The 26,952-nt window shown below is 41.1% G+C and carries 19 protein-coding genes; 15 read left to right on the top strand and 4 right to left on the bottom strand.

The window, feature by feature from the left end:
- Nucleotides 1–3: 3 nt before the first annotated feature.
- The 3 genes from hydE to FNLLGLLA_RS00785 all read left to right on the top strand — a co-directional run bounded on the left by hydE (nt 4) and on the right by FNLLGLLA_RS00785 (nt 3,597).
- Nucleotides 4–1,122 (top strand): [FeFe] hydrogenase H-cluster radical SAM maturase HydE, encoded by a 1,119-nt coding sequence (gene hydE, locus FNLLGLLA_RS00775; protein WP_174892147.1) that lies wholly within the window; start codon nt 4–6, stop codon nt 1,120–1,122.
- A 141-nt stretch (nt 1,123–1,263) separates the two neighbouring features.
- Nucleotides 1,264–2,340 carry a DNA cytosine methyltransferase gene (locus FNLLGLLA_RS00780; RefSeq protein WP_232054995.1) on the top strand — a complete coding sequence of 359 codons (1,077 nt, stop codon included), beginning with the start codon at nt 1,264–1,266 and terminating at the stop codon, nt 2,338–2,340.
- A 12-nt stretch (nt 2,341–2,352) separates the two neighbouring features.
- Nucleotides 2,353–3,597: a DNA cytosine methyltransferase gene (locus FNLLGLLA_RS00785; RefSeq protein WP_174892149.1), complete on the top strand. Its 1,245-nt coding sequence runs from the start codon at nt 2,353–2,355 to the stop codon at nt 3,595–3,597.
- Nucleotides 3,598–3,616: 19 nt separating this feature from the next.
- Here the strand turns inward: FNLLGLLA_RS00785 and FNLLGLLA_RS00790 are convergent, their stop codons facing one another.
- A complete protein-coding gene (locus FNLLGLLA_RS00790; protein ID WP_174892150.1) occupies nt 3,617–4,654 on the bottom strand; it encodes a restriction endonuclease PLD domain-containing protein in 1,038 nt (345 codons plus the stop codon).
- Nucleotides 4,655–4,838: 184 nt separating this feature from the next.
- On the opposite strand from FNLLGLLA_RS00790, the gene fusA reads away from it, so the two are divergent.
- From fusA to dcuC, 6 genes are all read left to right on the top strand, one after another.
- Complete coding sequence (fusA, locus tag FNLLGLLA_RS00795; protein ID WP_174892151.1) at nt 4,839–6,905, top strand: elongation factor G; 2,067 nt, start codon at nt 4,839–4,841, stop codon at nt 6,903–6,905.
- A 282-nt stretch (nt 6,906–7,187) separates the two neighbouring features.
- Nucleotides 7,188–7,664, top strand: a complete 477-nt coding sequence (locus tag FNLLGLLA_RS00800) for a NanQ anomerase/TabA/YiaL family protein (protein ID WP_119562448.1) — start codon at nt 7,188–7,190, stop codon at nt 7,662–7,664.
- Between the two features lies 1 nt (nt 7,665).
- Nucleotides 7,666–8,610: a DMT family transporter gene (locus FNLLGLLA_RS00805; protein WP_004694143.1), complete on the top strand. Its 945-nt coding sequence runs from the start codon at nt 7,666–7,668 to the stop codon at nt 8,608–8,610.
- Between the two features lie 169 nt (nt 8,611–8,779).
- Nucleotides 8,780–10,075 (top strand): amidohydrolase, encoded by a 1,296-nt coding sequence (locus tag FNLLGLLA_RS00810; protein ID WP_156697070.1) that lies wholly within the window; start codon nt 8,780–8,782, stop codon nt 10,073–10,075.
- 63 nt (nt 10,076–10,138) lie between these two features.
- Nucleotides 10,139–11,383, top strand: a complete 1,245-nt coding sequence (locus tag FNLLGLLA_RS00815; RefSeq protein WP_156697071.1) for a M20 family metallo-hydrolase — start codon at nt 10,139–10,141, stop codon at nt 11,381–11,383.
- 230 nt (nt 11,384–11,613) lie between these two features.
- The gene (dcuC, locus tag FNLLGLLA_RS00820; protein ID WP_174892152.1) at nt 11,614–12,867 is read left to right on the top strand and encodes a C4-dicarboxylate transporter DcuC; all 1,254 of its coding nucleotides are present in this window, start codon (nt 11,614–11,616) and stop codon (nt 12,865–12,867) included.
- Between the two features lie 301 nt (nt 12,868–13,168).
- On the opposite strand, the gene FNLLGLLA_RS00825 is transcribed toward dcuC, so the two are convergent.
- Entirely contained in the window at nt 13,169–14,053 is an 885-nt protein-coding gene (locus FNLLGLLA_RS00825; protein ID WP_174892153.1) for a LysR family transcriptional regulator, read from the bottom strand.
- Between the two features lie 198 nt (nt 14,054–14,251).
- On the opposite strand from FNLLGLLA_RS00825, the gene FNLLGLLA_RS00830 reads away from it, so the two are divergent.
- From FNLLGLLA_RS00830 to FNLLGLLA_RS00840, 3 genes are read left to right on the top strand one after another with little or no spacing between them, the layout of a single operon-like run.
- Nucleotides 14,252–16,549, top strand: a complete 2,298-nt coding sequence (locus FNLLGLLA_RS00830) for a hydratase (RefSeq protein WP_174892154.1) — start codon at nt 14,252–14,254, stop codon at nt 16,547–16,549.
- Nucleotides 16,550–16,573: 24 nt separating this feature from the next.
- Nucleotides 16,574–17,713: a 2-methylaconitate cis-trans isomerase PrpF family protein gene (locus FNLLGLLA_RS00835; protein ID WP_174892155.1), complete on the top strand. Its 1,140-nt coding sequence runs from the start codon at nt 16,574–16,576 to the stop codon at nt 17,711–17,713.
- A gap of 2 nt (nt 17,714–17,715) precedes the next feature.
- A complete protein-coding gene (locus FNLLGLLA_RS00840) occupies nt 17,716–19,137 on the top strand; it encodes an anion permease (RefSeq protein ID WP_008603176.1) in 1,422 nt (473 codons plus the stop codon).
- Nucleotides 19,138–19,336: 199 nt separating this feature from the next.
- Here the strand turns inward: FNLLGLLA_RS00840 and FNLLGLLA_RS00845 are convergent, their stop codons facing one another.
- Complete coding sequence (locus FNLLGLLA_RS00845) at nt 19,337–20,515, bottom strand: MFS transporter (protein WP_008603175.1); 1,179 nt, start codon at nt 20,513–20,515, stop codon at nt 19,337–19,339.
- Nucleotides 20,516–20,564: 49 nt separating this feature from the next.
- On the bottom strand, nt 20,565–22,778 hold the full coding sequence (locus FNLLGLLA_RS00850) for an SEL1-like repeat protein (RefSeq protein WP_174892156.1): 2,214 nt from the start codon (nt 22,776–22,778) through the stop codon (nt 20,565–20,567).
- A 590-nt stretch (nt 22,779–23,368) separates the two neighbouring features.
- Here FNLLGLLA_RS00850 and FNLLGLLA_RS00855 point away from each other — a divergent pair.
- The 3 genes from FNLLGLLA_RS00855 (at nt 23,369) to trpD (ending at nt 26,952) form a co-directional block, all read left to right on the top strand.
- Nucleotides 23,369–24,838, top strand: coding sequence for an anthranilate synthase component I family protein (locus FNLLGLLA_RS00855; protein ID WP_174892157.1), 1,470 nt, complete (start codon nt 23,369–23,371; stop codon nt 24,836–24,838).
- Nucleotides 24,838–25,404, top strand: coding sequence for an anthranilate synthase component II (locus tag FNLLGLLA_RS00860; RefSeq protein ID WP_005387556.1), 567 nt, complete (start codon nt 24,838–24,840; stop codon nt 25,402–25,404). The genes FNLLGLLA_RS00855 and FNLLGLLA_RS00860 overlap by 1 nt, the downstream gene beginning before the upstream one ends.
- Nucleotides 25,405–25,941: 537 nt before the next feature.
- Entirely contained in the window at nt 25,942–26,952 is a 1,011-nt protein-coding gene (gene trpD / locus FNLLGLLA_RS00865) for an anthranilate phosphoribosyltransferase (protein ID WP_174892158.1), read from the top strand.

The following is a 26,952-nucleotide window of genomic DNA, read 5'->3' on the forward strand; positions in this document are numbered from 1 at the left end:
TGTTTGCAAGTGCAAGACATTCTTGCAAAAGACCTCGTCGGCGATGAATGGCTGACCGAGGAGGAATTGCGATTTCTCATGTCTGTAACTGATGAAGAACAGTTGCAGTTGATATATAAAAAGGCCTACGAAGTGAAGGCAAAATACGTAAAGCCTGTAGCATACTATCGCGGCCTCATCGAGTTCTCAAACCGATGCATTAAAAATTGTAATTATTGCGGTATCCGCCGTGAAAATGACAAGACGGAACGCTTTGATATGAATCGCGAAGATATCATCAAGATGGCACAGTGGGCATACGATCATGAATATGGTTCCATTACACTCCAATCTGGTGAACGCTGTGATGATGCCTTTGTGGACTATGTTGTGGATTTAATTCGCGATATTAAAGCTATTGGTGATGGTTCTCTTGGTATAACGATGTGTGTAGGGGAACAAAGCGAAGAGGCGTATCGCCGCATGCGTGAAGCCGGTGCGAGTCGTTATTTATTACGCATTGAAACAACCAATACAGATTTATACCATAAGATTCATCCTCGTGATGAATTACATTCCTTTGAGACGCGCGTAGAATGTTTACGTCGTTTGCGCCGCGTAGGCTTCCAAGTTGGCACAGGTGTTATGATTGGTCTACCTGGGCAAACAGAAGATGACCTCGTAAATGATATCTTGTTCTATCGTGATATGGATATCGACATGATCGGCATGGGCCCTTATGTGGTGCATCACGATACGCCACTAGGGCAAGAAGCTTTGGCAATGGGCATCGATGACGAAGCAGGTAAATTACGCCGCGTTCAACTAGGGCTCAAGATGATTGCGTTGACTCGTTTATTCTTGAAAGACGTAAATATTGCAGCTACGACGGCGTTACAAGCACTAGATAAACTAGGCCGCGAAAAAGGTTTAGCCGCAGGGGCGAATATCCTTATGCCTATCATCACCATTCCTGAACACCGTGCAAAATATTTGCTATACGATAACAAACCATGCGTGGACGACAATGCAGAACAATGTAAAGACTGCTTGACACGCCGCGTAATGTCTATCGGTGATACAGTGGGTTGGAAACAAAATGGGGACTCTAAACACTACAGCAAACGGACGGGGGAATTTTAGCTTAGATATGCTTGGTTAATAAAACTAGATATCGTTTATGGTTGTTTTATGAATTGAAAATAATGTAAGGTTTAAATAGAAATTGATTGTTAGTAGTTTCTATTATAGTAGAGGGTGACATACGTGAAAAGTGAGTACACCGTGATTGACTTATTCTCAGGTGCAGGAGGTTTAAGTCAAGGCTTTTTACAAGCAGGCTTTAAAGTTTTAGCTGGAATAGATTTTGATGAGGCTGCACTTAAAACTTATGCTCACAATATAATTGGAGCAAAAGCACTAAAGGAAGATTTATTTCAAGAAGAAATTGCTATAAATAATATTTCTAAAGAGTTGGGTAATACTTCTTTAGATGTAATTATTGCAGGACCACCCTGTCAAGGTTTTAGTTTGACAGGTTCAAGAGATATAAATGATACAAGGAATAAATTATATTTAGCTGTTGTTCATGCTGTTGAGTATTTTAAGCCTAAAGCATTTTTGATTGAAAATGTACCAGGAATGGCCACTTTATATAAAGGGAAAGTTAAGGAGCAGATAATAAATACTTTTGAAGATATAGGATATAATATTTCTGTTACTGATAAACCTTTATTAGCGGCAGACTATGGTGTTCCACAATTTCGTAAACGAATGTTTTTTGTTGGTTTTAGGAAAGATTTAAATTTAGAAAAGTTTGCTTTTCCTAAACCAACACTAGATGAGGATTCCTATATTGGGACTGCTGCGGCGATTTCTGATTTGCCTTCCTTGGAATTTGATTTAGGAAGCCCGATTACTGAATATGAATCTAAGCCTAAAAGTGATTATCAAACTCTTATGAGAAGTGGATCTTCAAAATTATATAATCATGTAGGGACTAACCATACAGATGAAGTTAAATGGGTTATTAGTCAAGTGCCAGAAGGTGGCAACTATAAAGATTTACCTCCGGGTGTAGGTGATTCTAGAAAGTTTAATGAAGCATGGACTAGATATCATAGTCAACGACCATCAAAAACGATTGATACAGGACATAGAAATCATTTTCATTATAAGTGGAATCGTGTTCCTACAGTAAGAGAAAATGCGAGACTACAATCATTTCCGGATCGATTTGAATTTTTAGGTACTAAAACACAGCAAAATAGACAAGTTGGAAATGCTGTGCCGCCATTACTTGCTCAGGTTATAGCTGAGGAAATTAAAAAATATTTAGATTTGATTAAGCTGTCAAAATAGAAGGAATATAATATGAGAAAGCTTAATACAATAGAACTTTTTGCAGGTGCAGGTGGATTATTAGATGGTTTTAAGCAGACACAAAAATATAATCTAGTTGCAGCTGTAGAGTGGTTAAAGCCCCAAGTTAGAACTTTAAGAAATAGACTTAAGTCTAAATATAATATGGGGAGTTTAGTTGATGATATAGTTTTGAATTTTGATATTCAAAGGTCAGAGGAACTATTTAATGGTTGGGATGATTTAGAATATGAATCTTCTTTAGGGTTAAATCGATTAGTTGGAAATAAAAAAATTGATATTATTTGTGGTGGTCCACCTTGTCAAGCGTATTCGATTGCTGGTCGCGTTAGAGATAAGGATGGTATGAAGAATGATTATCGCAATTTCTTATTTGAAGCTTATATCCGAGTAGTCAAACAATATAATCCTAAAATAATAGTATTTGAAAATGTAGAAGGAATATTATCTGCTATTCCAACCGGTGAAAAAATAACAGACTTAATTCGTTCTGCATTTTCTCAGATTGGGTATGAAATAATTGATGATTTAAGAGCTTATGCACTGTTAGATTTGTCCGAGTTTGAAGTTCCTCAAGTTAGACGCCGTGTTATCATCGTAGGGATTAGAAAAGATAAACATATAGATTATCAGAAAATATTAGTACGATTTTATACTGAAATTTTGGGAAAATATAAGGTGAATAAGAAGTTGACCGTAAAAGATGCAATAAGTGATTTACCTCCTATTTATCCACTTAAGTTTCCTTCTAAACGTGTGGCCTATGATAATTCAAATAATATTAATGGACATAAATCTAGATATCATAGTCAACGCGATCAAGAAATTTTTAATTTATTAGCTTCAGATATTGAGCAGAATACTAATGAATTTGATTCCTCAGATAAATTGATTCAACTGTATCATGAGAAAACAGGTAAGAAAACAAATGTTCATAAGTATCATGTTTTAAGGTGGGATAAACCTAGTAATACAATACCGGCACATTTAAAGAAGGATGGATTAAGACATATTCATCCAGATCCCTTGCAGAAACGTAGTATAACAGTTCGTGAAGCCGCTAGATTACAGACTTTTGATGATGATTATGAATTTAATGAATCTCAAGTTGCTAATTATGAGATGATTGGTAATGCAGTACCTCCTTTATTCGCCAAAAAATTAGCATTAGGTATTTTTGAATTATATAAAGTTATACATAACGAGGAGCAGCAAAAAAAGGCTACTGGTGATTAAATTCACCAATAGCCTTTTTTTATACAGAAAAGTCGGCGTAATATACACCTTCCTCAATTAATGATAGTGTAATGGTTGTTCTTCCGTAGTTTTTTAGAGTCTCCATCGTTATGACGTCGGTTAATCCGATACCTAACCGTTTTCTTAAATATCTACCTAATATACTTTTAGTAGAAATTCGCTCGCCATTTAAATAAGGCGTTTGGGCTTTGTAAGATGCAAGTTGCTTTGGATAGTTTTTGTTTTTATAAGTTTGCATTCCTTCAAGCGATGCCTCCATAACAAATCCATCATCCCATATTAACTCAATTGAATCAGAGTTTCTTCTTCTTAAAGATGTAGAAATATATGAAGTATCAAAAGGTTTGATAAGGTCTGTTTCCATTTGAATAATATTTTTAGGTATACGAATATAGGCATCTCCAATAGCCACGTGTCCATTAGAAAAGCACCAATTTAATCCACTCCTCTCAGGAACAAACTTGCCTCTAGAGGTATTTTCTGAATATAAAGGAATATCTACTGTATAAAGTCTTTCAGGAACGACCTCAATTATATTGTTGATAGTATGGTCTTCATTATAATTTACAATAGCTTGTGACGCCTTTAATGAAGGTGTTTCGGTAGCATGTTTTAATATATATTTTGAATATTCTTTAAGTGGTTCAAATGTATCTCTTGTAGCATCTGCAAGGGATTCTCTAAAATCTGTTCTAAGTCCATTTGATGAGAAATTTGCAGAACCGATTAATGCTGATAATACTCTATCTTCTTTTTTCCATATATAGATTTTAGAATGGACTTCTTGTTGACTATATAAGATTTTTAAGTTGGGATTAGCATTTTTTATAGCTTCTAAAGAGTTTAGCAATCTAGCGTCTATACCACTAGCATACATGCCACCTATTACGGTTATATTCATATCACATAATTCATTAAGTCTTTCAATTGGTGCAGGTCCTAGGTAGCCACTAATAATTAAGAGTTCATCAGGTGCATCACTGAGTAACTCATGTTTTGAAAAAATAATTTGCTCTAAATTTTTATAATATAACATTATAACCTCCATAGAATCAAAATATTTTACTAATTATATATATAACAGATTTATATTTATTTAGATAGATGATGAAGTTTAAAATTTAAAATAAAATTATTTGAAAAGAAAAAGAGGATTTTTTTATTGTGGTGTCGAAGTGTATTAGCAAAAGCCGTAATTTGCCAGTAAGGAGGCGATTCCAATGAAAGAGTACAGTAGTGATAAAATTAGAAACGTTGCTGTTGTTTCCCACGATGGTGCGGGTAAAACAGCTCTTGTTGAATCCTTGTTGTTAACTTCTGGTGCGGTTGATTTCGTAGGTAAAGGTCAAGATAATAAACATATTATGGACTTTGAACCGGAAGAAATTAAACGTAATGTAACTATTCAATTGGGCATGGCGCCATGTGAGTGGCATGACCATAAGGTTAACTTCATAGACACTCCAGGCTATAATGAATTCCATGGCGAAGTTCGTGCCGCTTTGCGTGCCTGTGATGGCATGTTGATGGTGCTATCCTCCACATCTGGTGTAGAAACTGACACAGTTCGCGCATGGGATTATGCAGTTGAATTACAAATGCCTCGCATGGCATTTATCAATAAAATGGATGTCGATGGTGCTGACTTCTTTGGCACTATTGAAAGAATGCGGGAATTATTTGGCAAAGGCATCATGCCATTGCAGATTCCTATCGGTGAAGGCGCCGATTTTGAAGGCGTTGTAGACGTAGCGAAAATGACTGCGTTTACTTATAAGGACGGCCAACCAACAGAGGTCGCTGTACCAGCTCACCTTATCGAAAAGGCTCAAGAAATTCGGGAAATGACCGTAGAAGCCGCGGCTGAAGGTAGCGATGAGTTGTTGGAAAAATATTTAGAAGGCGAAGAATTATCCTTAGAGGAAATCCGCCAAGGCTTGCGTGAAGGGATGATTAGTGGCCGTGTGTGCCCAATCATGTGTGGCAGTGCCACATCTCGTATTGGCTTAGATCAAGTATTGGATCGTATGATCCGTTACATGCCGGATGCAACTAAAAAAGTGATGACCGCAACTGATGCGGAAACCGGCGAACAATGTGTTGTACATGTAGATAAACCATTAACTGCATTCGTATTTAAAACATTGTTAGACCCATTCGCAGGCAAACAAAGCTTTGTACGTATCTTCTCTGGTGAACTGAAAGAAGGGGATCGCCTCTTTGATGTAAACCAAGGTGTAGAAGAAAAATGGGGCAAGATGGTTACCCTTATTGGGAAGCAACAAATCCTTGTATCTGCTGCTAAAGCTGGCGATATCGTAGTGATACCGAAATTGGCCAATGCTAAGACCGGCGATACATTAACGGCTCCTGACTTTAAAGTAATATACGATGCTATTCGTTTCCCTCAACCTTTATATACAGTGGCTATGGAGCCAGTGAAAAAAGGTGAGGAGGAAAAATTAGCTAGTGCTGTTCTTAAAGTGGCGGAAGAAGATCCTACTTGCGTAGTAGTGAAAAATGCTGAAGCTCGCCAATTACAAATCGATTGTATGGGTGAAGTACATCTCGAGCATATCCTCAACAAAATGGATCGTAAATACGGCGTACAAGCTAAACTTGTGGCTCCATATATTCCATACCGCGAAACTATCAAAGGCTCTGCTGAAACCGAGTCTAAGTATAAGAAACAAAGTGGCGGTCATGGTCAATATGGTCACGTTAAGATTCAAGTGGATCCATTATATGATGGTAGCGAATTTGCATTCGTAGACAAAATTTTTGGTGGTGCTGTACCTAAACAATACATACCAGCAGTGGAAAAGGGTGCCAAAGAAACCCTAGATAAAGGCCTAATTGCAGGATATCCTATGATTGGCGTGCAAGTGACACTCTTGGATGGATCTTACCACAGTGTAGACTCCTCAGAGTTAGCATTTAAAGTAGCTACGTCACAGGCTATCAAGGATGTGATTCCTAAGGCGAAACCAGTCCTATTAGAACCAATCTATGAAGTCAACGTGTTTGCACCAGATGCTTTCATGGGCGACATCATGGGTGATTTGAATAGCCGTCGAGGTCGTGTGTTAGGCATGGAACAAAGTGAAAGAACAGGTATTTCTGTTGTTAAAGCACAAGTACCATTGGCTGAAATGTCCGATTATGTGACTGCATTGCGCTCCATTACCCAAGGTCAAGGTGTATTTAATCGTCAGTTCTATACCTATGAGGAGGTTCCACATAAGCAAGCGGAAGAAATTATCGCTGCTCATAAAACCCAAGAATAAGGTAATGGCCACATGCTGTATCTAATACAGTTTGAATCATTACAACTGAATAGACAATTACATAATGTAACAATTTAATACTGTAACAATTTCATAGTGTAATAATTGACGAAAGTCATAAATTTGAATAGTATTTTACTGAGGCCCTCCATATATGTAGCGTATGGAGGGCTTTTACATAAGAGAATAGCTAGTTCTTTATGTATATATGTGCTAACATAAAAGGTAATATAATTGGTTTATTGTGGTGCCATATCCATAGATATTGTGAAAGGATTGTGTATGTTTTTCTCTAGTATTACCGCAGATTATACAAAAATGGGCTATCCTAAAGCCATTGTGCGCGCTTTGGATTTCTTGAAAAACACAGATTTGAAAGCGTTGCCTGGAGGACGTCATGCCATCGAGGGTGACATGATGTATGCCAACGTAGATGATGTAGAAACAAAACTATTTGAAGCTACAAAACCAGAATCGCATCGTAATTATGTAGATATTCAATTTATGGTGAGTGGCGAGGAAAACATGGGCTTTTTCGTAGATAAAGGTCTCGTTAAACCTGTGGAGTCCTATCCAGATCGAGATTGCTATTTTTATCCTAATGAAGCGGTTGATGAAGGGCAAATCCATTGCCCAGAAGGGTACTACACTGTATTCTTCCCCTCTGATGTTCATCGACCTTTGCTTGCTGTAAACGATAAACCTATTAAAATCCGTAAGGTGGTTGTGAAAGTTCACGTATCTTTGCTTGGTGACTAGCATGAAACAATATGAAGTTATTGGTGTTATTATAACTCTATTAGGGGCTGTTTTATGGGGTGTATCCGGTGCATCCGTACAGTTCTTAAGCAATTTTAGAGATATGAATTTGGAATGGCTAGTAACTATGCGATTGATTACAGCAGGTTTACTAACTGTTATTTATGCATGGTTTAGATTTGGAAACTCTATCTTTAATGTATTTCATAGTGTAAAGGATATGCTAGGGCTCATTGTTTTTGGCGTATTTGGAATGGCATTATGCCAATATACATACTTCAGATCCATTGCTTTAGCTGGAGCTGGCATTGCAACGGTTTTACAATATCTGGCGCCGTCTATGATTATTATTTATCTGCTAGTACGCTATGGTAAACGACCATCCAAGGGGGAGACGGTTTCTGTTATACTTGCTTTAGTGGGGACCATTTGTTTGATGGGGAATGGTGATGGTCTTTCTATTGAAAGCTTCCCGATGGCGGTTCTCGTATGGGGGCTTTTATCTGCTGTCGGTGTAGCCGTATATAGTATTTCTCCTGTTGATTTACTCTACAAATATGGAACGTTGCCTATTGTAGGGTTTGGGATGCTTATTAGTGGTATTGTAGCCGCTATATTATTCCATCAACCGAATTCATATGCAGTGTGGGACGCATGGACTGTTATTGGTTGTTTCAATGTCATATTCCTCGGGACGATAGTATCTTTCAATGCCTATTTAGAAGGAGTTAAACGAATTGGGGCCGTACCAGGATCTATTTTGTCATCTATTGAACCTATTTCGGCGGCTTTCTTTGGGTGGGCTTTTTTAGGAAATGAATTTAGTCTATTAGGGTTAATTGGTATGGCTATGATTATTGCTACCGTTGTTATCATTGCTTGGGATAGACAACGAACTATTAAACGAGAGGTACTGACAAAACTGAATAAAACAATATTAGAATAAATTGATAAGCACACATATATCACAGAAAACGTTTCGTGGTATATGTGTTTTTTGTTATAACATACAGTATATTTTAGATACTGTATACATGCGCCATTTAGTTGACTATTTACCTATCTATTCATATAGTAAATGTATACGTGATTATTAGTTTGTTACGGAGGTATTTATGTCTGTAAAAGATTTCGTGCAACAACGGCGCGATGCGTTAATCGCTATGCGTCGAGATTTTCATATGTACCCTGAACCTGCTTGGCTTGAGTATCGCTCTGCTGCGAAGGTAGCGGATAGGCTTATTTCTTTGGGCTATGATGTGGCGTTGGGGGCAGATGTACTCGATTTGGACTCTCGCATGGGCTTGCCTAGTGATGAGGTCATGAAAGCTGCTATGGATCGAGCCATCGAAGAAGGTGCAAATCTTGAGCTTGTAGAAAAGATGGGCTATGGTAAAACGGCCATCGTCGCAACTATGAAGTTCGGTGGCGAGGGTCCCGTAGTAGCGTTTCGTGTAGACATGGATTCCAATGATGTCATTGAAGCTAAAGAGGATAACCATGTACCCGCAAAGGGAGGCTTCCGTTCTTGTCACGATAAGGCGATGCACGCTTGCGGTCATGATGCACATATGACGATGGGGCTAGGCCTAGCCGAATATTTGGCTGCGCACAAGGATGAATTCAAAGGAACTATTAAACTCATTTTCCAACCTGCAGAGGAAGGCGTGCGCGGTGCTAAAGCGATGGCGGAAGCGGGCGTTGTGGATGATGTAGATTTGATGTTCGGCATGCATATTGGGTTTAATGAAAATCTATCCAATTGTTTTGCGTGTAGCGATCATGGCTTCTTAGCGACAACAAAACTTGATGCGGTGTTCCACGGCTATTCTGCTCATGCTGGTGGTTCCCCAGAAAAAGCACAAAATGCAATGCTCGCAGGTTGTACAGCGGTTCTTAACTTACAAGCCATCGCTCGTCATAGTCAAGGCGCCTCTCGCATGAATGTAGGTGTTTTTGAAAGCGGTACAGGCCGCAATGTGACGCCTGATGTGGCAGTTCTTAAACTAGAAACTCGTGGTGCCACTACAGAAATCAATGACTACATGATTGAACGAGCAAAGACTATTATTAAAAGTGCTGCAGAAATGCACGATTGTACCTTTGAAATTACAAAACAAGGAGAAACTCCTGCAGGTCGCATCAGCGATGATTTAGCTCGTGAGGTGCAAGCTATCGTGGAGCCACTTGGTATTTTTAAAGAGGTTCCATTTGATTACAGCGGTGGCGGTAGTGAAGATTGTGCGTACTTCTTGAACCGTGTCATTGATCGCGGCGGTAGAGCGACCTACATGGTAGTAGGTTCTGCTATTAAAGCGCCACATCACAATCCGCTCTTTGATATCGATGAAGAAGATATGTTAAACGGTATTGTAGCGTTAGGGACAATTGCTGCTCACTATTTAAAATAAGGTTTACTGACTAGCCACCATATGGTTTATCAGTCATTGATATAATAGATTGTGAGGTGTTATATGATTCAACGAGAGCGATTAGTTAAAGATTTTGATGCTATGGCCCAATTGACAGCACCTGGTGAGGGCATTAATCGCCTTGCTTTTACCGATGCAGACTGGGCGGGGCGTCAATATATTATAGACCGCATGACTGATGCGGGTTTATCCGTTGAAATAGACGATTTTGGTAATGTCATTGGCTATAAGATTGGTAAGAAACCAGATTTACCAGTTGTCATGGTAGGGTCTCATACAGATAGCGTACCCAATGGAGGTAATTACGATGGTGTGGTCGGCGTGTTATCTGCCATTGAAGTAATTCGTAGCATGACTGACGATAGTTATGAACATGACCATACCATCGCTGTGGTATCCTTCATGTGCGAAGAGTCCGGTCGTTTTGGGAATGCTACACTAGGTAGTAAGGCCATGCGTGGTGAATTAAGATTACAAGACTTACACCGATTGGTAGATAAACAAGGAATTTCCTTGTACGAAGCATTGAAAGGTCGCAACTTAAATCCCGATGGGATTGAAGAAATGGAATATAAACGACCTGTAAAGTCTTTCACAGAAATTCATATAGAACAAGGAAAGGTACTGGAGCACGAACAGAAAACGATTGGCATTGTGACTGGTATTGCAGCGCCAGAGCGATTCTATGTGACCATTCGGGGCAATGCCGATCATAGTGGCGCTACGCCGATGAACTTGCGTCATGACGCCCTATGTGGAGCCTCAAAAATCATCCTCGGCATCGAGGAGATTGCATCTATGCAAGAGGAACCACCCGTGGTGGGAACTGTTGGCGTTGTGGAGGTTACACCAGGGGCGATGAATGTCATTCCTGGTGCTGTAAAGCTAGGGGTAGACATTCGTAGCATATCTAAGGCAGCTCGTAATTCTGTAGTTACTCTTGTTAAAGAATTTATTGACATTACTGCCGAGAAACGTGGATTATCGTATACAATTGAAACAATTGCACAGGACTATCCAGTGGAGATGCACCCGGCGATGATTCGAGAAATCGAAGAGGCTGTTAAGTCTGTTGGTGTGGAGTACATGACAATGCCTAGCGGTGCCGGTCATGATGCGATGCATTGGGCGGAGGTAGTTCCGACGGGAATGATCTTTATTCCATGCCGTGACGGCATCAGTCATAATCCTGCAGAATTTGCTGAAATGGATGATATTGTAACGGGTGCAGCGGTGCTTGATAAGGTGCTTAGAAAACTTAGCTTGGAAGAAACAAAGCTTGTTTAATATACTTCTTTATGTAGTTATGTAGTTATGTAGATAAGTAGTTATATAGTTATATGATTATACTGTATATAATTAAGTGATTACTTTTACTATTGTTAGGCCTATTAGGTGTAAGACATAGATAGGACTATTGTATTTTGTATTTAGTGTTGTTAGTTGTGTATTGGGTGTAAAGTGTTTATAGAGGGGATATAGCTATCTTGCATCCTATGTACACGGATAGGAGAGTTATGGTTATTACAGGTATTGTTATCGTAGTAGCGACGTTTATCGCTATTATTAAACAGTTTGAAACGCGGCTCGTTTTATTATTATCAGGCTTATTAATGTGCTTTATTGGTGGGCAGCTTGGCGCTGGTACGACGGCCTTTGTGAAAGAACTTACAAATCCAGGCCTTGTGCCTACAATCTGTACAGTGTTAGGTTTTAGCTATGTTATGGAATATACAAAATGTACGGAGCATATGGTGTATTTCATTTCTGCAGGCCTCAAAAAGATGACTAAAATCATCATCCCAGGTGCGGTTATTATTACATTTTTAATCAACATTGCACTACCTACAGCGGCAGGCTGTGCGGCGGCCGTAGGTGCGCTATTGATTCCTGCCCTCATTCGTTCTGGAGTACATCCAGCGATGGCTGGTTCTGCAATCTTCTTAGGTACATGGGGTAGCTCCTTGAGTCCAGGCCTTATGTTTAATCCTCAAGTAGCACAACTGGCGGGGGTAGACGTAATGACAGTTATTGCGAGCTTCTCCATGCAAGCCGTTATTGGTATCGTAGTGGCTGCTATTTTGCTCAATATTGTGGCCATTGTTAAGAAGGAACATACAGGGTATGTAATGAAAAACGATACTGTAGAGGAAGGCAAAGAATTCAAAGTAAATTATTTCTATGCAATCATTCCTATTATTCCTCTTGTATTACTTGTATTAGGTAGTAAACAAGTGGCGGTGATCCCAGAAATCTCTGTTCCTGTATCCATGCTCATCGGTACTGCTATTGGCATTATTGCCGTGCGTCCTAATGTGGCAGAAGCTGTTAAGAAGTTCTTCCGCGGTACTGGAGATGGTATGTGTGATGTAGTGGGCCTTATGGCTGCAGCAGCATGCTTTACAGCAGGGATGCAACTCATTGGACTTACAAGTGCCCTTATTGATGGAATGAAGAATTCTCAACAAATCGCCCAAATCGGGGCAGCTTTTGGTCCGTTCTTGTTGGCTGTTATCTCTGGTTCTGGTAATGCGGCAGCTCTTGCCTTTAACGGTGCTGTAACACCGCATGCAGCAGACTTTGGTTATGGTATTATGCAACTTGGATCCATGGCTCAAATCGGTGCTGGTATCGGTCGAAGTATGAGTCCTGTAGCAGGAGCAGGTATCATCATTGCAGGACTTGCAGGTATTAACCCTATGGAAATGGCAAAACGCAATGCCGTGCCTTGTATTATTGCGACAGTAGTCATTATGCTATTGTTACTCTAGTCTAATAAAACTATATTGTAAAAGAAAACCCGTCATGATTGTTGTAATCATGACGGGTTTTCTTTGTTATAACTTTAAATAGCCAATCAATATATTTGTATCAAAGCACCAATTCATATGATTTAAACTAGCATGGTAATCAAGATGATTATATATAAGAGACTAATCAATTGATTATATGTAAGCGGCTAATTATATGATTTTTACGCATATATTGAAAGTTGAGATATAAGTAATATTTATGGATGCCAAAGAAAAGAGCAATTTGTTTTTATTGCATTTTCATAATATATTATATGTATTAAAGGAATAGTTGATATACCTTTGTGTCAGCCCATGTTTTCATAAATGAGTAAAAAGCCTGTACTGGCTTGGATTCAAGGGCACTATGACGGGTGTACATCCACGTATCCCGAGTCATGATATGACCATCAAGAGTTTTCAAGGTTTCCTTAAATAGGTTAGGGTAATCATTACCACAGCTTTGGGTGAGGATGGTAAAACCAAGTCCTTGGTTGACGAGCTTCATACATGTATCGATGTCGTTCACCTCAATGGTGCGCATCGGTGGTTGTGAGTAGTGGGAATACCACCAATCATCAATGGTCTGCTGTAAATTCGGATCTGTTTGATAGTGAATATAGGGCAGACGAGGTAAATCCTCTACGGCACAAGGCGTTTTGTTGAAGAAGCAGAATGGTTCAGACCAGATATGTTCTTTCGACTCTGTCCAAGTGTGGGCACCGCGAATGATGGCAGCATGTAAGCGGCCTTCAAGGAAGTCATGGTATAGCTTATAGCTAAGTCCCGTATACATGATGATATCAATATGTGGATAAGCCTCTTTAAAGGTGGATAAGATATGGGGGATATGATACTTTGCGAATACATTTGAGCATCCTAGGTTTAATGTACCGCGTGGTTCACTACCCATAGCTAATAGCTCTTGGCGCACCGAAGTATAGGAATTGAGCAAATCTTCGGCGTATCGTACAAGGCGTTGACCTTGATAGGTAAACTCTACACCACGAGCTTGTCGGTTGATGATGGGACAGTTAAATTCCTTTTCTAATTTTTTTATCCGTTCACTCAATGCAGGTTGCGTCATAAATAGACGACGCGCCGCATAAGTAATATTATTTTCCTCTGCTAAGGTTTTTAAAATTGTACAATCTTTCGTGTCCATAAACTCTCCTTTATATATGTATTATTGTACTCTATCCCATAGAGTTGGTACAGACGAGGGGACGCTAGGGCTATACAGATTAGATATAACTAAAGACTAGGTACTAGTAAGAGGAATGGAACTTTCACCAATAAACATGGTGAAAATATAGTGTTTGTAAAGGTTTACACATGCCTGAAAGTAATAAAGGAGCAAGTCATGGTTGAGTTAATTTCAAATGGTGTATTTTTATATCACGGTACGGATATCGTTCCTGCGGATTCTAGTGCAGCCCTTGATCAGCAAGAAGTTTTTAATAAAGAGCGCGCCTATAAGGAAACGATGGCGTACCGTATTTTAATGGACCACCAACAACACGAAGGTGATCAAGATTTACGCATCAAATTCGATGCCTTAACATCTCACGATATTACCTATGTTGGTATTATTCAAACGGCGATTGCCAGTGGTCTTGATAAATTTCCAATTCCTTACATTTTGACAAACTGTCATAATAGCTTGGCAGCAGTAGGGGGCACGATTAACGAAGACGACCATGTGTTTGGCTTATCCGCGGTTCAACGCTTCGGCGGCGTGTATGTACCTCCTCATCTTGCAGTTATTCACCAATATATGCGTGAAACAATGGCAGGCTGTGGCAAAATGATTCTCGGTTCCGACAGTCATACTCGTTACGGTGCTCTTGGTACTATGGCGATTGGTGAGGGCGGTCCAGAGCTTGTAAAACAATTGCTTGGCCGCACGTATGATGTACAACGTCCAGAAGTTATCGCTATTTACCTCGATGGAAAACCTAAACACGGCGTAGGCCCACAAGACGTGGCACTCGCTATTGAAAAAGCTGTATTCGCAAACGGCTTTGTGAAAAATAAAGTAATGGAATTCGTAGGCCCTGGTATTAAACACCTATCCATGGACTTCCGTAACGGCATCGATGTAATGACTACAGAGACTACATGCCTTACAACTATTTGGAGAACAGATAGCAATACGAAAGAATTCTTGACACTTCATGGTCGCGGTGATGCGTACAAAGAGCTTAACCCTGGTGATGTAGCTTATTATGATGGCCTAGTAAAAGTTAATCTTGGGGAAGTGGAAAGTATGATTGCTATGCCATTCCATCCAAGCAATGTATATACAATTAAAGAAATCAACGAAGGTGGTCGCGATTTATTAGCAGAAATCGAACGTCAAGCGGTAGAGCAATTAGATAATAAATCCTTGTCTTTACAATTGCCTGAAAAACATTTTGACGGCAAATTGCATTTAGATCAAGGTATCATCGTAGGGTGCTCTGGTGGTTTATATGAAAACATTATGCAAGCGGCTAACATCGTACGCGGTAAGAGCGTAGGTTCCGGTCGTTTCGCATTTAGCGTTTATCCTTCTAGCCAACCAATTTACTTAGAACTTATGAAAAATGGTGCTCTTGTAGATCTTATGAGTGCTGGTGCCATCGTGCGTACAGCTTTCTGCGGGCCATGCTTTGGTGCAGGTGATACACCTAACAATACTGGACTCAGTGGTCGTCATGCGACACGAAACTTCCCGAATCGCGAAGGTTCTAAACCTGGTAACGGACAAATTTCTTCCGTTGCACTTCTCGACTCCCGTTCCGTAGCGGCTACTGCTATTAACGGTGGTGCATTAACTGCGGCTACTGATATCGATTATGATGATGTAGTACCAGCTTACCACTATGATGATAAACCTTATGAAAGCAAAGTATATAGCGGCTTCAATGAGCCTAAAAAAAATACTGAACTCATTTATGGACCATCCATTAAACCTTGGCCAGCTATTAAAGAATTTACCCCAAATGTATTGCTCAAAGTAGTTGCCTATATCGATGACCCTGTAACGACTACGGATGAGTTGATTCCATCTGGTGAAACATCTTCCTTCCGTTCAGATCCATATGCATTGTCTGAATTTGCCTTGAGCCGTAAGGTTCCTGAATATGTAGGTCGTGCTAAAGCCGTTCGCGATTGGGAAAAATCTCGTCAAGAAGGTGAAAGTACAGTAGAGTTAGTCGCTGCATACGAAGAGGTTAAGCAAGCTCTTGGCTTGTCAGAATCTGTAGAAGATATGGCTAAGTCTACAGCTGTTTCCAGCATGGTATATGCTAATCGCCCTGGCGATGGCTCTGCTCGTGAACAAGCAGCATCTTGCCAACGCGTATTAGGTGGCGGTGCTAACATTGCTATTGAATATGCTACAAAACGCTATCGCAGTAATGTAATTAACTGGGGTATGTTACCGTTTGTAACTAGTGAAGAAGACTCTAAAACGATGGCAGTAGGCGACTATGTATATGTGCCAAATGTGCGTGACCAATTATTCTCCGACTCCGATGATTACAAAGCATATGTTATCAGCGGTGGTGTGAAGAAAGCAGAAATTACATTGCATTTAGGTCACCTCAGCGATGAAGAGAAAGAGATTATCGCAGCAGGTTGTCTCATCAACTACTATGCAAATAGCAAAGCATAAGTGGTGAACATAAAGGAGTACATTATGAACGGGTATAAAGAAATTCCTGTTACCTATATGCGCGGCGGTACTAGCAAAGGGGCGTATCTGTTACAAGATACGCTCCCAACTGACCCAGCTGCACGAGATCGTATGATTTTAGATTTATATGGCTCTCCTGATGCGCGTCAAATTAATGGTATCGGCGGTGCCGATCCATTGACGAGCAAGGTAGCTATCGTAAATCCTTCTGACCGTGATGATGCGGATATCGATTACACCTTTGGTTATGTAGGTATCGCTGATGCGGTGGTAGATTACGAAGGTAATTGTGGCAATATTTCTGCTGGTGCAGGGGTATTTGCTATTATGGAAGGCTTTGTGAAAGCCGTAGAACCAGAAACCGTAGTTCGTATCTTTAACACAAATACAAATAAGGTTATTGAAGCGCATGTGCCAGTCCAAGATGGCAAACCAGTTATTGATGGTGATTTTGCTATCGATGGCGTACCAGGTACAGGTGCTCGTATTACATTATATTTCTTGGAACCAGGTGGTTCTAAGACAGGTAAGTTACTACCAACAGGCAATGTACAAGACACGATTACATTGGCTGATGGACGGACAATCCAAGTCAGTCTCGTAGATGCAGCTAATCCAGCTGTATTTGTAAAGGCTCTAGATCTTGGTTATGAAGGCACGGAATTACCGGCTTTCACAGAAACGGATGGCGGTGTATTACTCAATACACTTGAAGATATTCGCACTACTGCAGCTGTAATGATGGGACTTGCTCCATCTAAAGAGGCTGCTAGTCCTGCAGTTCCAAAGGTATGCATGGTGTCCGCACCACAAACCTACGTGGCAAGCGATGATCGAACTATCAAGGGGAATAGTATAGACATCGTGGCGCGTACAAAGGCACTCGCTGTAATGCATAAAGCGTATGCTGTTACAGGTGGTATTTGTACAGCTACAGCAGCGCTGATTACGGGGACTGTGGCGAACGAAGTAGTGAGCGAACGTGCTAAAGAAACGAATCAAGTTACTTTAGCGCATCCATCAGGGAAATTTGATTTCGAAATATGCTTGACTAATGATACTGGTTGGCATGTGGAGAAGGCGGGCGTCGCTAGAACGGCGCGACCGATCATGAAAGGCATAGCTTATGTTAAAGGAGAGTAAGAATGAATAAGCTACTTAAAATTGCAATTATGTTTGCCATTCCTCTGGCAATGTGGTTCATTACACCGCCAGAAGGTTTGAGCGTTGGAGCTTGGCGACTGCTAGGCTTCTATTTAATGGCTATCGTTGGTCTTGTTGTTAAACCTTGGCCAGCACCAATTATCTTGTTATTATCTATTGCAGGTTCTGCAATTTTCTTGAATGCTACGAAAAACGTATTGTCTGGTTATGCATCTACCACAGTATGGTTAGTATTCTCTGCGTTCTCCCTCAGTGTGGCGTTCGTAAAAACAGGCCTTGGCCGTCGTATTGCGTACCTATTGATTAAATCCTTAGGTCACACTACATTGCGTCTTGGCTATGTAACTGCTTTATTAGACCTTATTATTTCTCCAGTAACACCTTCCAACACAGCACGTTGTGGCGGTATCGTGTTCCCAATCATGAACTCTGTAGCAAAAGCGTTAGGTTCTGAGCCTGGTGAAAGCGCTAAAAAAGCTGGTTCTTACCTCATGGTTAACACATACATGGTGACTAAGGTAACAAGCTTGATGTTCGCTACAGCAATGGCACCAAACTTATTGGCTGCTGACTACATGAACAAAATCCTCGGCGTAGATATCAACTGGGGCCTTTGGGCATTAGCACTCGTAGTACCAGGTCTTGTGATGCTTCTCATTACACCTGCTTTGGTATACTACTTAGACAAACCATCTATTCAACACATCGACTCTCATGCGATTGCTGATGAAGGTTTGAAAGAACTTGGACCTATGTCTGGTCGCGAGAAATCTCTTATTGCTATCTTTATCCTTGCCTTAGTTGGTTGGGCGTTGCCTTCCATCTTGACGCAAGGCTTTGGCATTAAATTCTCCCTTGATGCAACAGCAGTAGCTATCGTAGCCATGGTAGCAGCTCTTGTAACAGGCGTAATCAAATGGGAAGATATGCTTGAATCCAAAGGTGCTTGGAACACATTGATCTGGTTCGGTGGTATCATCGGTATGTCCAGTGCGTTGTCCAAGGTTAAATTCTTTGAATGGCTAGCTGACTTTATGGGCACACACTTCAACTTCGGCGACAACCCAATGCTGGCTCTTATTATCATCGGCGCTATCAGTATCGCTGTTCGTTACTTGTTCGCCTCTGGTAGTGCGTACGTTGTAGCCATGCTTCCAGTATTCCTTACTGTAGGTAAAGTAGCGGGTGTAAACCCAATGGCGTTGTCCTTGTTACTAGCTGCTACAAACTCCTACGGTGGTGCGTTGACTCACTACGGCGGTGCAGCGGCTCCAATCGTATTCGGTGCAGGTTACAACACAGTTAAGAGCTGGTGGATTATCGGCGGTATCTTCGCTATCATGTGCTTCATCGTAAACCTTACAGTGGGCTACGCATGGTGGGAAATCCTCGGTATCCTATAATACCTAACTAGAGACAATAGTTATTCTATACATATAGAATGATCATCCCCTAGCTAGTGAAATTTTCTAAACTTTTACAAAAAATATAATAAAAGAGCTGTTTCGGAATCAGTACACATCTGAGTTCTGAGAACAGCTCTTTTTATTTGTTTATATAGTTTCTTTAATGCATTTGCACTATTTTCGTTGTATTACGGCGTTACTTTAGTTTTAACGCAACCCATAGGGCAGCGCCGATAAAGGTAAGGCTACATGCCCAGAAAAGGGTTGTGAAGCCAAATTGAGCGGCTACGATGGAACCACCAAAGGAGCCTAGAAAGTAACCCATAGACAAACAAGACTGATTGTACGAGAATACTTGTCCCGTATATTCCTTAGGTGTTTTTGATGCTAAATAGGTATTGAGCGCAGGTAACATACCACCTAGCCCAAAACCTTGCAAGAAACGGATAAACCCAAGTACATACACAGAGTCCACATAGGCTTGCGGTATATTGAGTAGACCTACATAGATCATCGAGTAGATGAGCACCTTTCTAGGGCCTATACGGTCTACTAATTTCCCGAGTGGAGAGCTACTAAAGAATTGGGCGATACCCATGGCAGAGAACACAGCACCAGATATGAAGGCTATATTTTCCGTATTGCTTGGTAGCATTCCTTTAATGTAAACCGTCATAATGGGGGAGATGGCGGTAACCGAAATGGCATACAGGAAGGAGGTTGCAGATAAAGCGACTAAACTAGAAAACTCAGGTAAGTGAGTTTTTAGATTTCTAAAGGTTTGCTTCTCAACAAGTGGCTTTGGAACATAGTTTTCATGTACCAGCATTGCCGTCAAGCCAAAGGAGATAAGCATAAGGGCCCCGATGATAAAGAAGTCATTTCGAATACCTACTACATCACTGAGATACCCTCCTACAAGCGGACCGGCTAGTGAGCCTGCAAGGCTAAAGGATCCTATAATCCCTAGAGCCCAACCTGTATGGTTTTGCGGTGTTTCTGACGCGATAAGTGTTACCGATGCGGGGTAAAAACCGCTTACTAACCCTTGCAATGTACGAACGAGGAACACACCTTCTGGTGTAGTCTGAAAGCCCAATAATATACTACATATAGCCATACCAAGACTAGAGCGTATGAGGGTAATCTTACGTCCCTTACGGTCTGCTAATCGGCCCCAGAAGGGAGCTGCTAAGCAGACAATGAGGAAGGTGATGCCCATGGAGGCACCGGACCATTGTGCTATCGATCCTGTATCGCTTAAGCCCATTTCATGGAAGTATAGAGGGAGAATAGGGCTTACCTGACTAATCCCGAGGGACATGAAGAATATGCAGAATGCGCAAATGTACACCGTTCGTTTCCATGTTTCCAAAGTATCCCGCCTTTCTTAGTTTTAGTATGTTCTTAATAAAATAATATCCTTATTTCTTTTTAATTTCATCCCAATCGCTTAAGTCAGGAAGCTTATTGCTAGTTAGAGATTCCTGAATCCAGTAGTTGATGGAGGTTAAGTTGCAAGACTCTCGTTCAAAGCCATATTCGTTGTCCTCATCTACAGTGGCATAGAGTCGAATGCGTAAGTTTTTACCTTTTGCGCGCTCGATGTAATAGCTAATACATTGATCATCAAGGCTAGAAGGGCGAACCTCAATAATATTATACTTGCCATTCGCTACGCCTTCTAAGGCATCCTTAATCATTTGGTTTGGATATTCATATTGATTGAGGTAGAAGATATCGTTGTCACAAGTTAATACATATTCTCGTGGAGGCGTAGTGTTTTTGTACTCTTTCTCCCAGCTTTCATCAATAACAGGTAATGTAGCATTATCATAGAAGTTTTTAATTAATGCGAGACCTTCAGGAATGGACATCTCCTTGAAGTATCTCATTTCATATACCCTAGAATCCACGTTTTCATCCTGTCTGCTAGTATCCTCAATGTAGCCGTATAGATAGATGGTACAAGAGTTTTTGTCTTCATTGTGGAACATAACGATACTGTACACATCGTAAATTACGTTTTCTATGGATTGGCGATTATCATAGATGATAAAGCTAAGATATTTTTGTGTATCCCACTCACGCTCGATGAAATCCCAGTCATATCTATTCGTGCGCCAACCTGTAGTAGAGTCCTCAAAGATTTCTAATACATCAACAGAGTTTTGAGGCCATGCAGGGGGCATAGGATTACATGTTGTAGAAGATTGTTGTATGCCTTCTTTGTACTGATAGTGTCCATTAACGAGTTCAAAGGCTTCTAATCGTTCAGATGCTTCGTCAGGAATTACCAACGGCTCACCAGTACCGAACCAATTATCGTTTCTTGTGTTGAGACGATTGATGCTTTCACAAGCATGCTCGTAGAACGTAACGGCTTGATCTAAATCAGGTTCTTTTGTAAAGGCACCAATTTCGTAGCAATAGCCGGCGGCCAGTTGCCATAGATGGTCCGCATAGTCATAACTACCGTATCTATCGTAACATTTGCTAGCCTTATTAACGCACTCTATGGCGGTTCTTATGGCATGGGTATTACCTTTTTTGAAAGTAAATACATAGGCGAGATACGGCCAAATAGTATCAAGAGTGTAAATCGCTGGTTGTTGTAATAAGTGAGCGATGCGAGACCAGTCTTGAGACTGACCATCGATATTTAATGTGCGAAGAATAATGGCTTGCATTGTAACATAAGCGTGGTCATTAAAGTCTAAATAATCTGGGCTTATAGCAGCACGCTCGTAGTATTTGAGGGCCTTTTGAATATTCTGAGGAATTCTTTTGTTAGACTCGCATGGTTTTGCATAGTACTCGGCAGCTTCACGCAAGCACATGCCATTATTCATGGTTACGCCACGCTCAAAATATTCGAGCGCTCGTTCATGCTCCCCGCGAGATTTACAAATATCGCCTGCTAAATACATCATGAGTGGCAAACCTGCTTTGGCACCTTCAAAAATGACTTGTTCTTCCATTGCCCTATTATCTTGCTCTACATAGGTAATGCGCAAGTTTCGGTATGCAATAACAAGGCCTGCATCGGCAGATTTACGCAACCATTGTTGAGCAATAGCATTTATTTTATTGGTCGATCTACGTTGATCTGCTTGTACAAATAAGCTTTTTAAGAAACGGACAAAGGTAGATGGTTCACCTTCGTTAGCCACCTTTCGAGCCGATGGTAAGATGTGGTAATCCCCCCATTGGTATACATTGGCAATGGCGTAGGCACAGTAGGAACAACCCTTTTGGGCGCCCTCATAGACGCGCTGGAATGCTTGGTCCTTCGTCATAGGCAACTCTTTTTCAATAGTTGGTGTAAGGGCACCAGAGGTACGCATAGCTTGTAAAATAGCGATGGCACTGCCTTTGCGAATAGCCGTATGTAAATAACTATACGCCTTTGTGTCATCCTCAGGGAAGCCTGCTTCAATCCACGTGAACTGAGGTCCAGAATAGACGCGCGCCAAAATAGCGTACACATCGCCGATACCTGGAATCTTTTGACCTTCCTCGTCCAATTTCACAAGGGCATCAAGCTCAGCCTTGCCCGCCCAAGCAATATCTTTATTACATTGATGGAATATTTTATTGAAAGACTGCTGTATTTGATCAGTAAAATAAAAACTCATTCTCTCTCCTCCGCATAATAATCAGTAGAAGCTGACAACATATGTAATTTCAGTATACTATTAGTGTTTAGAGGAACACAATATAAATATTCTGAATTTGGAGGGGACTAGGGAAATCAGTAATTGGATTATATATGGATATTAGATAATGAATGAATGTAAGGATAAGGTGAAAGTTGAGATTTTTCTTGACTTTCATTCTATAGAAACATTATAATCAGATTATAATTTTATACTCGCCTAAAAGAAACCGATGAGGTGGAGATAAAAATAGGAAATGCACTCACAGAGAGCGGGATTAGCTGAGAACCCGTAGTACGCAGCTTATTAAATGGACCACCGAGGGCGCATGGAACAGAATGAATTTCATTCCTAGTATGGTGCGACGTCACACGAGCGTTAGTCGTGAGGGATATGTTAGTATCCTGCGAAAGAGGAGTGCGCTGCATTCAAACAAGGTGGTACCGCGATTTATAGCATAATACAAGTATTTTCTAATACTCTTGTAAAAATAGAACTATAGACTCGTCCTTGACGTTATATTGTCATGGGCGAGTTTTTTTATTGGCAAACGCCAGATGGAGGTTCTCATGATTTTTCCTAGTTTAGACCGTGTGAAAGCTATCGCACCGGGCTACGATATCGTGCCTGTATATATGGAAATTTTATCCGACGTACGCACACCGATTAGCGTGTTGAAAGCGTTAAAACAAGTGAGCAGTCATACGTACTTGCTTGAAAGTGCGGATAATAGTAATCATTGGGGCCGTTACTCCTTCTTGGGCTATGATCCTAAGATTGAGCTCTTTTGTAAAAACCATAAAATGACTATCAAAGACGGTACAACGCGTACCTTTGAATGCTCTGATCCAGCTGCAGAAATTCGCAATATTTTGAGCCAATATAAAAGCCCTCGCTTAGAAGAATTACCAACCTTTACAGGTGGCTTTGTAGGTTACTTCGCTTGTGAATATATCCGCTATATCGAGCCAACCCTTGATTTCCCAACACCAGATGATGACTCTGCTATGGTAAACGATGTAGACCTTATGCTCTTTGATAAGGTAATCGCCTTTGACCATTATAAAAATAAAATCTACTTGATTGCTAACATCAGCACAAACGATTTAGAACGTAACTACAACAAGGCTGAGCTTGAACTTAAAGCATTAGCTGATCTCGTAGTAAACGGCAAAGAGGCGGACATTCCAAAAGGCATCCTTAAAACAGAGTTCACTTCTGAATTTACAAAGGACGAGTTTGAAGCAGTTGTTAAAAAGACACAGCACTACATCAAGGAAGGGGATATCTTCCAATGTGTTGTATCTAATCGCCGTGAAGCTGAGTTCGATGGCAGCTTGTTAAATGCATACCGCGTATTGCGTACCTTGAACCCATCTCCATACATGTTCTACCTATCTGGTGGCGATGTAGAGCTTACAGGTGCTTCTCCAGAAACATTGGTAAAATTGACAGACGGCAAAATGTATACCTTCCCAATTGCAGGTACTATGCGCCGCGGTAAAACCGAAGCAGAGGACCTCGCTATTGAAGAAAAACTCATTAACGACGAAAAAGAATTGGCTGAACATAACATGCTTGTTGATCTTGGTCGTAATGATTTAGGTAAAATTGCTAAATTCGGTTCCGTACAAGTAGAGGCGTTACATATGTTGCAACGTTTCTCCCATGTTATTCACATTACATCTACTGTAAGCGGCGACATTCAAGATGGTAAAGATGCTCTCGATGCTATCGGTGCTACATTGCCAGCAGGTACTTTGTCCGGGGCTCCTAAAATTCGTGCTATCGAAATCTTACACGAACTAGAAAAAAGCCCGCGTGGCGTATACGGCGGTGCTGTAGGTTACATCGATTTTTCCGGTAACATGGACGTATGTATCGGTATCCGCATGGCCATGAATAAAGGTGGCAAGGTTTACGTTCGAGCTGGCGCTGGTATCGTTCGCGATAGTGTTCCTGCTAGTGAATATAACGAAACCTTGATCAAAGGCCAATCCATGATTTCCGCAATTACAGATGCACAGGAGGTAGAATAATGGTACTCCTTATAGATAATTATGATAGCTTCTCCTTCAATTTATACCAATTAGTAGGCTCTATCGATCCAGATATTAAAGTCATCCGCAGCGATGAATTAACAGTTGAAGAAATCCGTGCGTTGAAACCAGACTATGTGATACTTTCACCAGGACCTGGCAGACCAGCTGATGCGGGCGTATACGAAGACCTATTGCGCGAATGCAAAGGTGAATTCCCAATCCTCGGCGTATGCCTCGGTCACCAAGCCATCGGCGAAGTATTCGGCGGTACCGTTTCCTACGCTAAGCAAGTTATGCACGGCAAACAAAGCGTAGCCAAACAAGTACACCCGTCCAAAATCCTTAAAGATGTACCTGAACAATTCGAAGTAGCACGCTACCACTCCTTGGCAATCATTGACGAAACCATGCCAAGCGAACTCATCGTTACATCCATTACAGACGACGGCGAAGTAATGAGCGTAGAACACAAAGACTACCCAATCTACGGTGTGCAATTCCATCCGGAATCTATCATGACACCGAACGGGGAACAAATGATTCGCAATTTCCTAGAAAAATAGCTACTGTCTAATTTAGGTATTCGAGGGGCTATTTTTAAGTATTAACACGGTGAGGCAAAAATAAGGCCTCTCGGAACTCCGATGGCCACCCACCCCACTACGTGGGGCCGCCAAGTCGTTCCTTATGACCTTATTTCCTGCCAACTCAACCTTGGCATTACCTACTTAATAGCCCCTCTACAATATATATATATATCGAACAGTAACTATATTTTTCTAAAGAAATATGCGAATCAGAACCTCTAATATAGAAAGAGGTGGTGCAAAGCACCACCATTCCCACCACCCTATAAAGAAATGACCTGTACGTTACTCCATATAATGTGCAGGATCATTTGATAATAGTTTGTTTGAGGGGTATCTATTAAATTGGTATGGTTTTTAGCTGAATAAATACGATTGGGTTATGTGCGAAGTCGACTTGGCGCCCCGCATAGCGGGGGGGTGGCCACTTGGAGGCTGAGGTCATGACCCAATCGTTACCGACTAGGTAGATTTGGCATCAATTTAATAGATATCCTCAAAAGGAGATATAAAATGATTAAAGACGCATTATATGCAGTAACGCATGGTCAGGATTTATCTTACGACCTTGCTAAAGATACAATGAACAAAATTATGAGCGGCGATGTAGCCGAGGTTCCTATGGCTGGTTTCTTATGCGCCCTTGCAGCGAAAGGCCCAACTGTAGATGAGGTTACGGCGTTTGCTGAGGTTATGCGCGAGAAGGCTGGTTCTGTGCCTCATGAAGGTACAGTTGTAGAAATCGTAGGTACTGGCGGTGATGAGGCTAATACTTTTAATATTTCTACGACTTCTGGCTTTATCATTTCTGCAGCAGGTATTCCTGTAGCGAAACATGGTAACCGCAGTGTATCTAGTAAATGTGGTGCTGCAGATTTAATTGAAGCGTTGGGCGCTAAATTAGAGCTTAACGGCGAGCAAAACGAAGCGGTTCTTAACAAAGCCAATATGTGCTTTATGTTTGCTCCTGTATATCACCAAGCTATGAAGTATGCAGGTCCTGTACGTAAGGCGTTGGGCGTTCGTACGGTGTTCAATATCCTAGGACCGTTGGCAAACCCTGCAGGCGCAACTGTGGAGTTGATGGGTGTGTACGATAAATCTCTGGTAGAACCGTTGGCTCGCGTATTGGCTAATCTTGGTGTTAAACGCGGTGCCGTGGTACATGGCTTCGACGGTCTAGATGAGATTACAGCTACCAACAAAACGTACGTATGCGAAATTAATAATGGTACTTTCACAAATTACGAATTCGATCCTAAGGAATATGGTTTCGAATACGCTGATAAAACTGAGCTTGAAGGCGGCGACGCAACAGTAAATGCTGAGATTACACGCCGCGTTCTCGGTGGTGAGCAAGGCGGTAAACGTACCGCAGTTCTTCTCAATGCTGGCATGGCGATTTACCTTGCAAAAGATGGCATTACATTAGCAGAGGGCATTGAAGAGGCGAAACATATGATCGACTCTGGCAAGGCGCTTGCTACAATGGAACAGTTTGTGAAAGCAACCCACGAGGTGTAA

The organism is Veillonella parvula, from assembly GCF_902810435.1.
In the GTDB taxonomy this organism is placed as follows: Bacteria; Bacillota; Negativicutes; order Veillonellales; family Veillonellaceae; genus Veillonella.

What these genes read in the sequence shown, in the direction of transcription:
- FNLLGLLA_RS00840 (WP_008603176.1), top strand. Translation starts at nt 17,716, where the DNA reads ATGAATAAGCTACTTAAAATTGCAATTATGTTTGCCATTCCTCTGGCA.
- FNLLGLLA_RS00810 (WP_156697070.1), top strand. Translation starts at nt 8,780, where the DNA reads ATGTCTGTAAAAGATTTCGTGCAACAACGGCGCGATGCGTTAATCGCT.
- FNLLGLLA_RS00805 (WP_004694143.1), top strand. Translation starts at nt 7,666, where the DNA reads ATGAAACAATATGAAGTTATTGGTGTTATTATAACTCTATTAGGGGCT.
- FNLLGLLA_RS00835 (WP_174892155.1), top strand. Translation starts at nt 16,574, where the DNA reads ATGAACGGGTATAAAGAAATTCCTGTTACCTATATGCGCGGCGGTACT.
- FNLLGLLA_RS00830 (WP_174892154.1), top strand. Translation starts at nt 14,252, where the DNA reads ATGGTTGAGTTAATTTCAAATGGTGTATTTTTATATCACGGTACGGAT.
- FNLLGLLA_RS00785 (WP_174892149.1), top strand. Translation starts at nt 2,353, where the DNA reads ATGAGAAAGCTTAATACAATAGAACTTTTTGCAGGTGCAGGTGGATTA.
- dcuC (WP_174892152.1), top strand. Translation starts at nt 11,614, where the DNA reads ATGGTTATTACAGGTATTGTTATCGTAGTAGCGACGTTTATCGCTATT.
- FNLLGLLA_RS00860 (WP_005387556.1), top strand. Translation starts at nt 24,838, where the DNA reads ATGGTACTCCTTATAGATAATTATGATAGCTTCTCCTTCAATTTATAC.
- FNLLGLLA_RS00815 (WP_156697071.1), top strand. Translation starts at nt 10,139, where the DNA reads ATGATTCAACGAGAGCGATTAGTTAAAGATTTTGATGCTATGGCCCAA.
- FNLLGLLA_RS00790 (WP_174892150.1), bottom strand. Translation starts at nt 4,654, where the DNA reads ATGTTATATTATAAAAATTTAGAGCAAATTATTTTTTCAAAACATGAG.
- fusA (WP_174892151.1), top strand. Translation starts at nt 4,839, where the DNA reads ATGAAAGAGTACAGTAGTGATAAAATTAGAAACGTTGCTGTTGTTTCC.
- FNLLGLLA_RS00800 (WP_119562448.1), top strand. Translation starts at nt 7,188, where the DNA reads ATGTTTTTCTCTAGTATTACCGCAGATTATACAAAAATGGGCTATCCT.
- trpD (WP_174892158.1), top strand. Translation starts at nt 25,942, where the DNA reads ATGATTAAAGACGCATTATATGCAGTAACGCATGGTCAGGATTTATCT.
- FNLLGLLA_RS00825 (WP_174892153.1), bottom strand. Translation starts at nt 14,053, where the DNA reads ATGGACACGAAAGATTGTACAATTTTAAAAACCTTAGCAGAGGAAAAT.
- FNLLGLLA_RS00855 (WP_174892157.1), top strand. Translation starts at nt 23,369, where the DNA reads ATGATTTTTCCTAGTTTAGACCGTGTGAAAGCTATCGCACCGGGCTAC.
- FNLLGLLA_RS00850 (WP_174892156.1), bottom strand. Translation starts at nt 22,778, where the DNA reads ATGAGTTTTTATTTTACTGATCAAATACAGCAGTCTTTCAATAAAATA.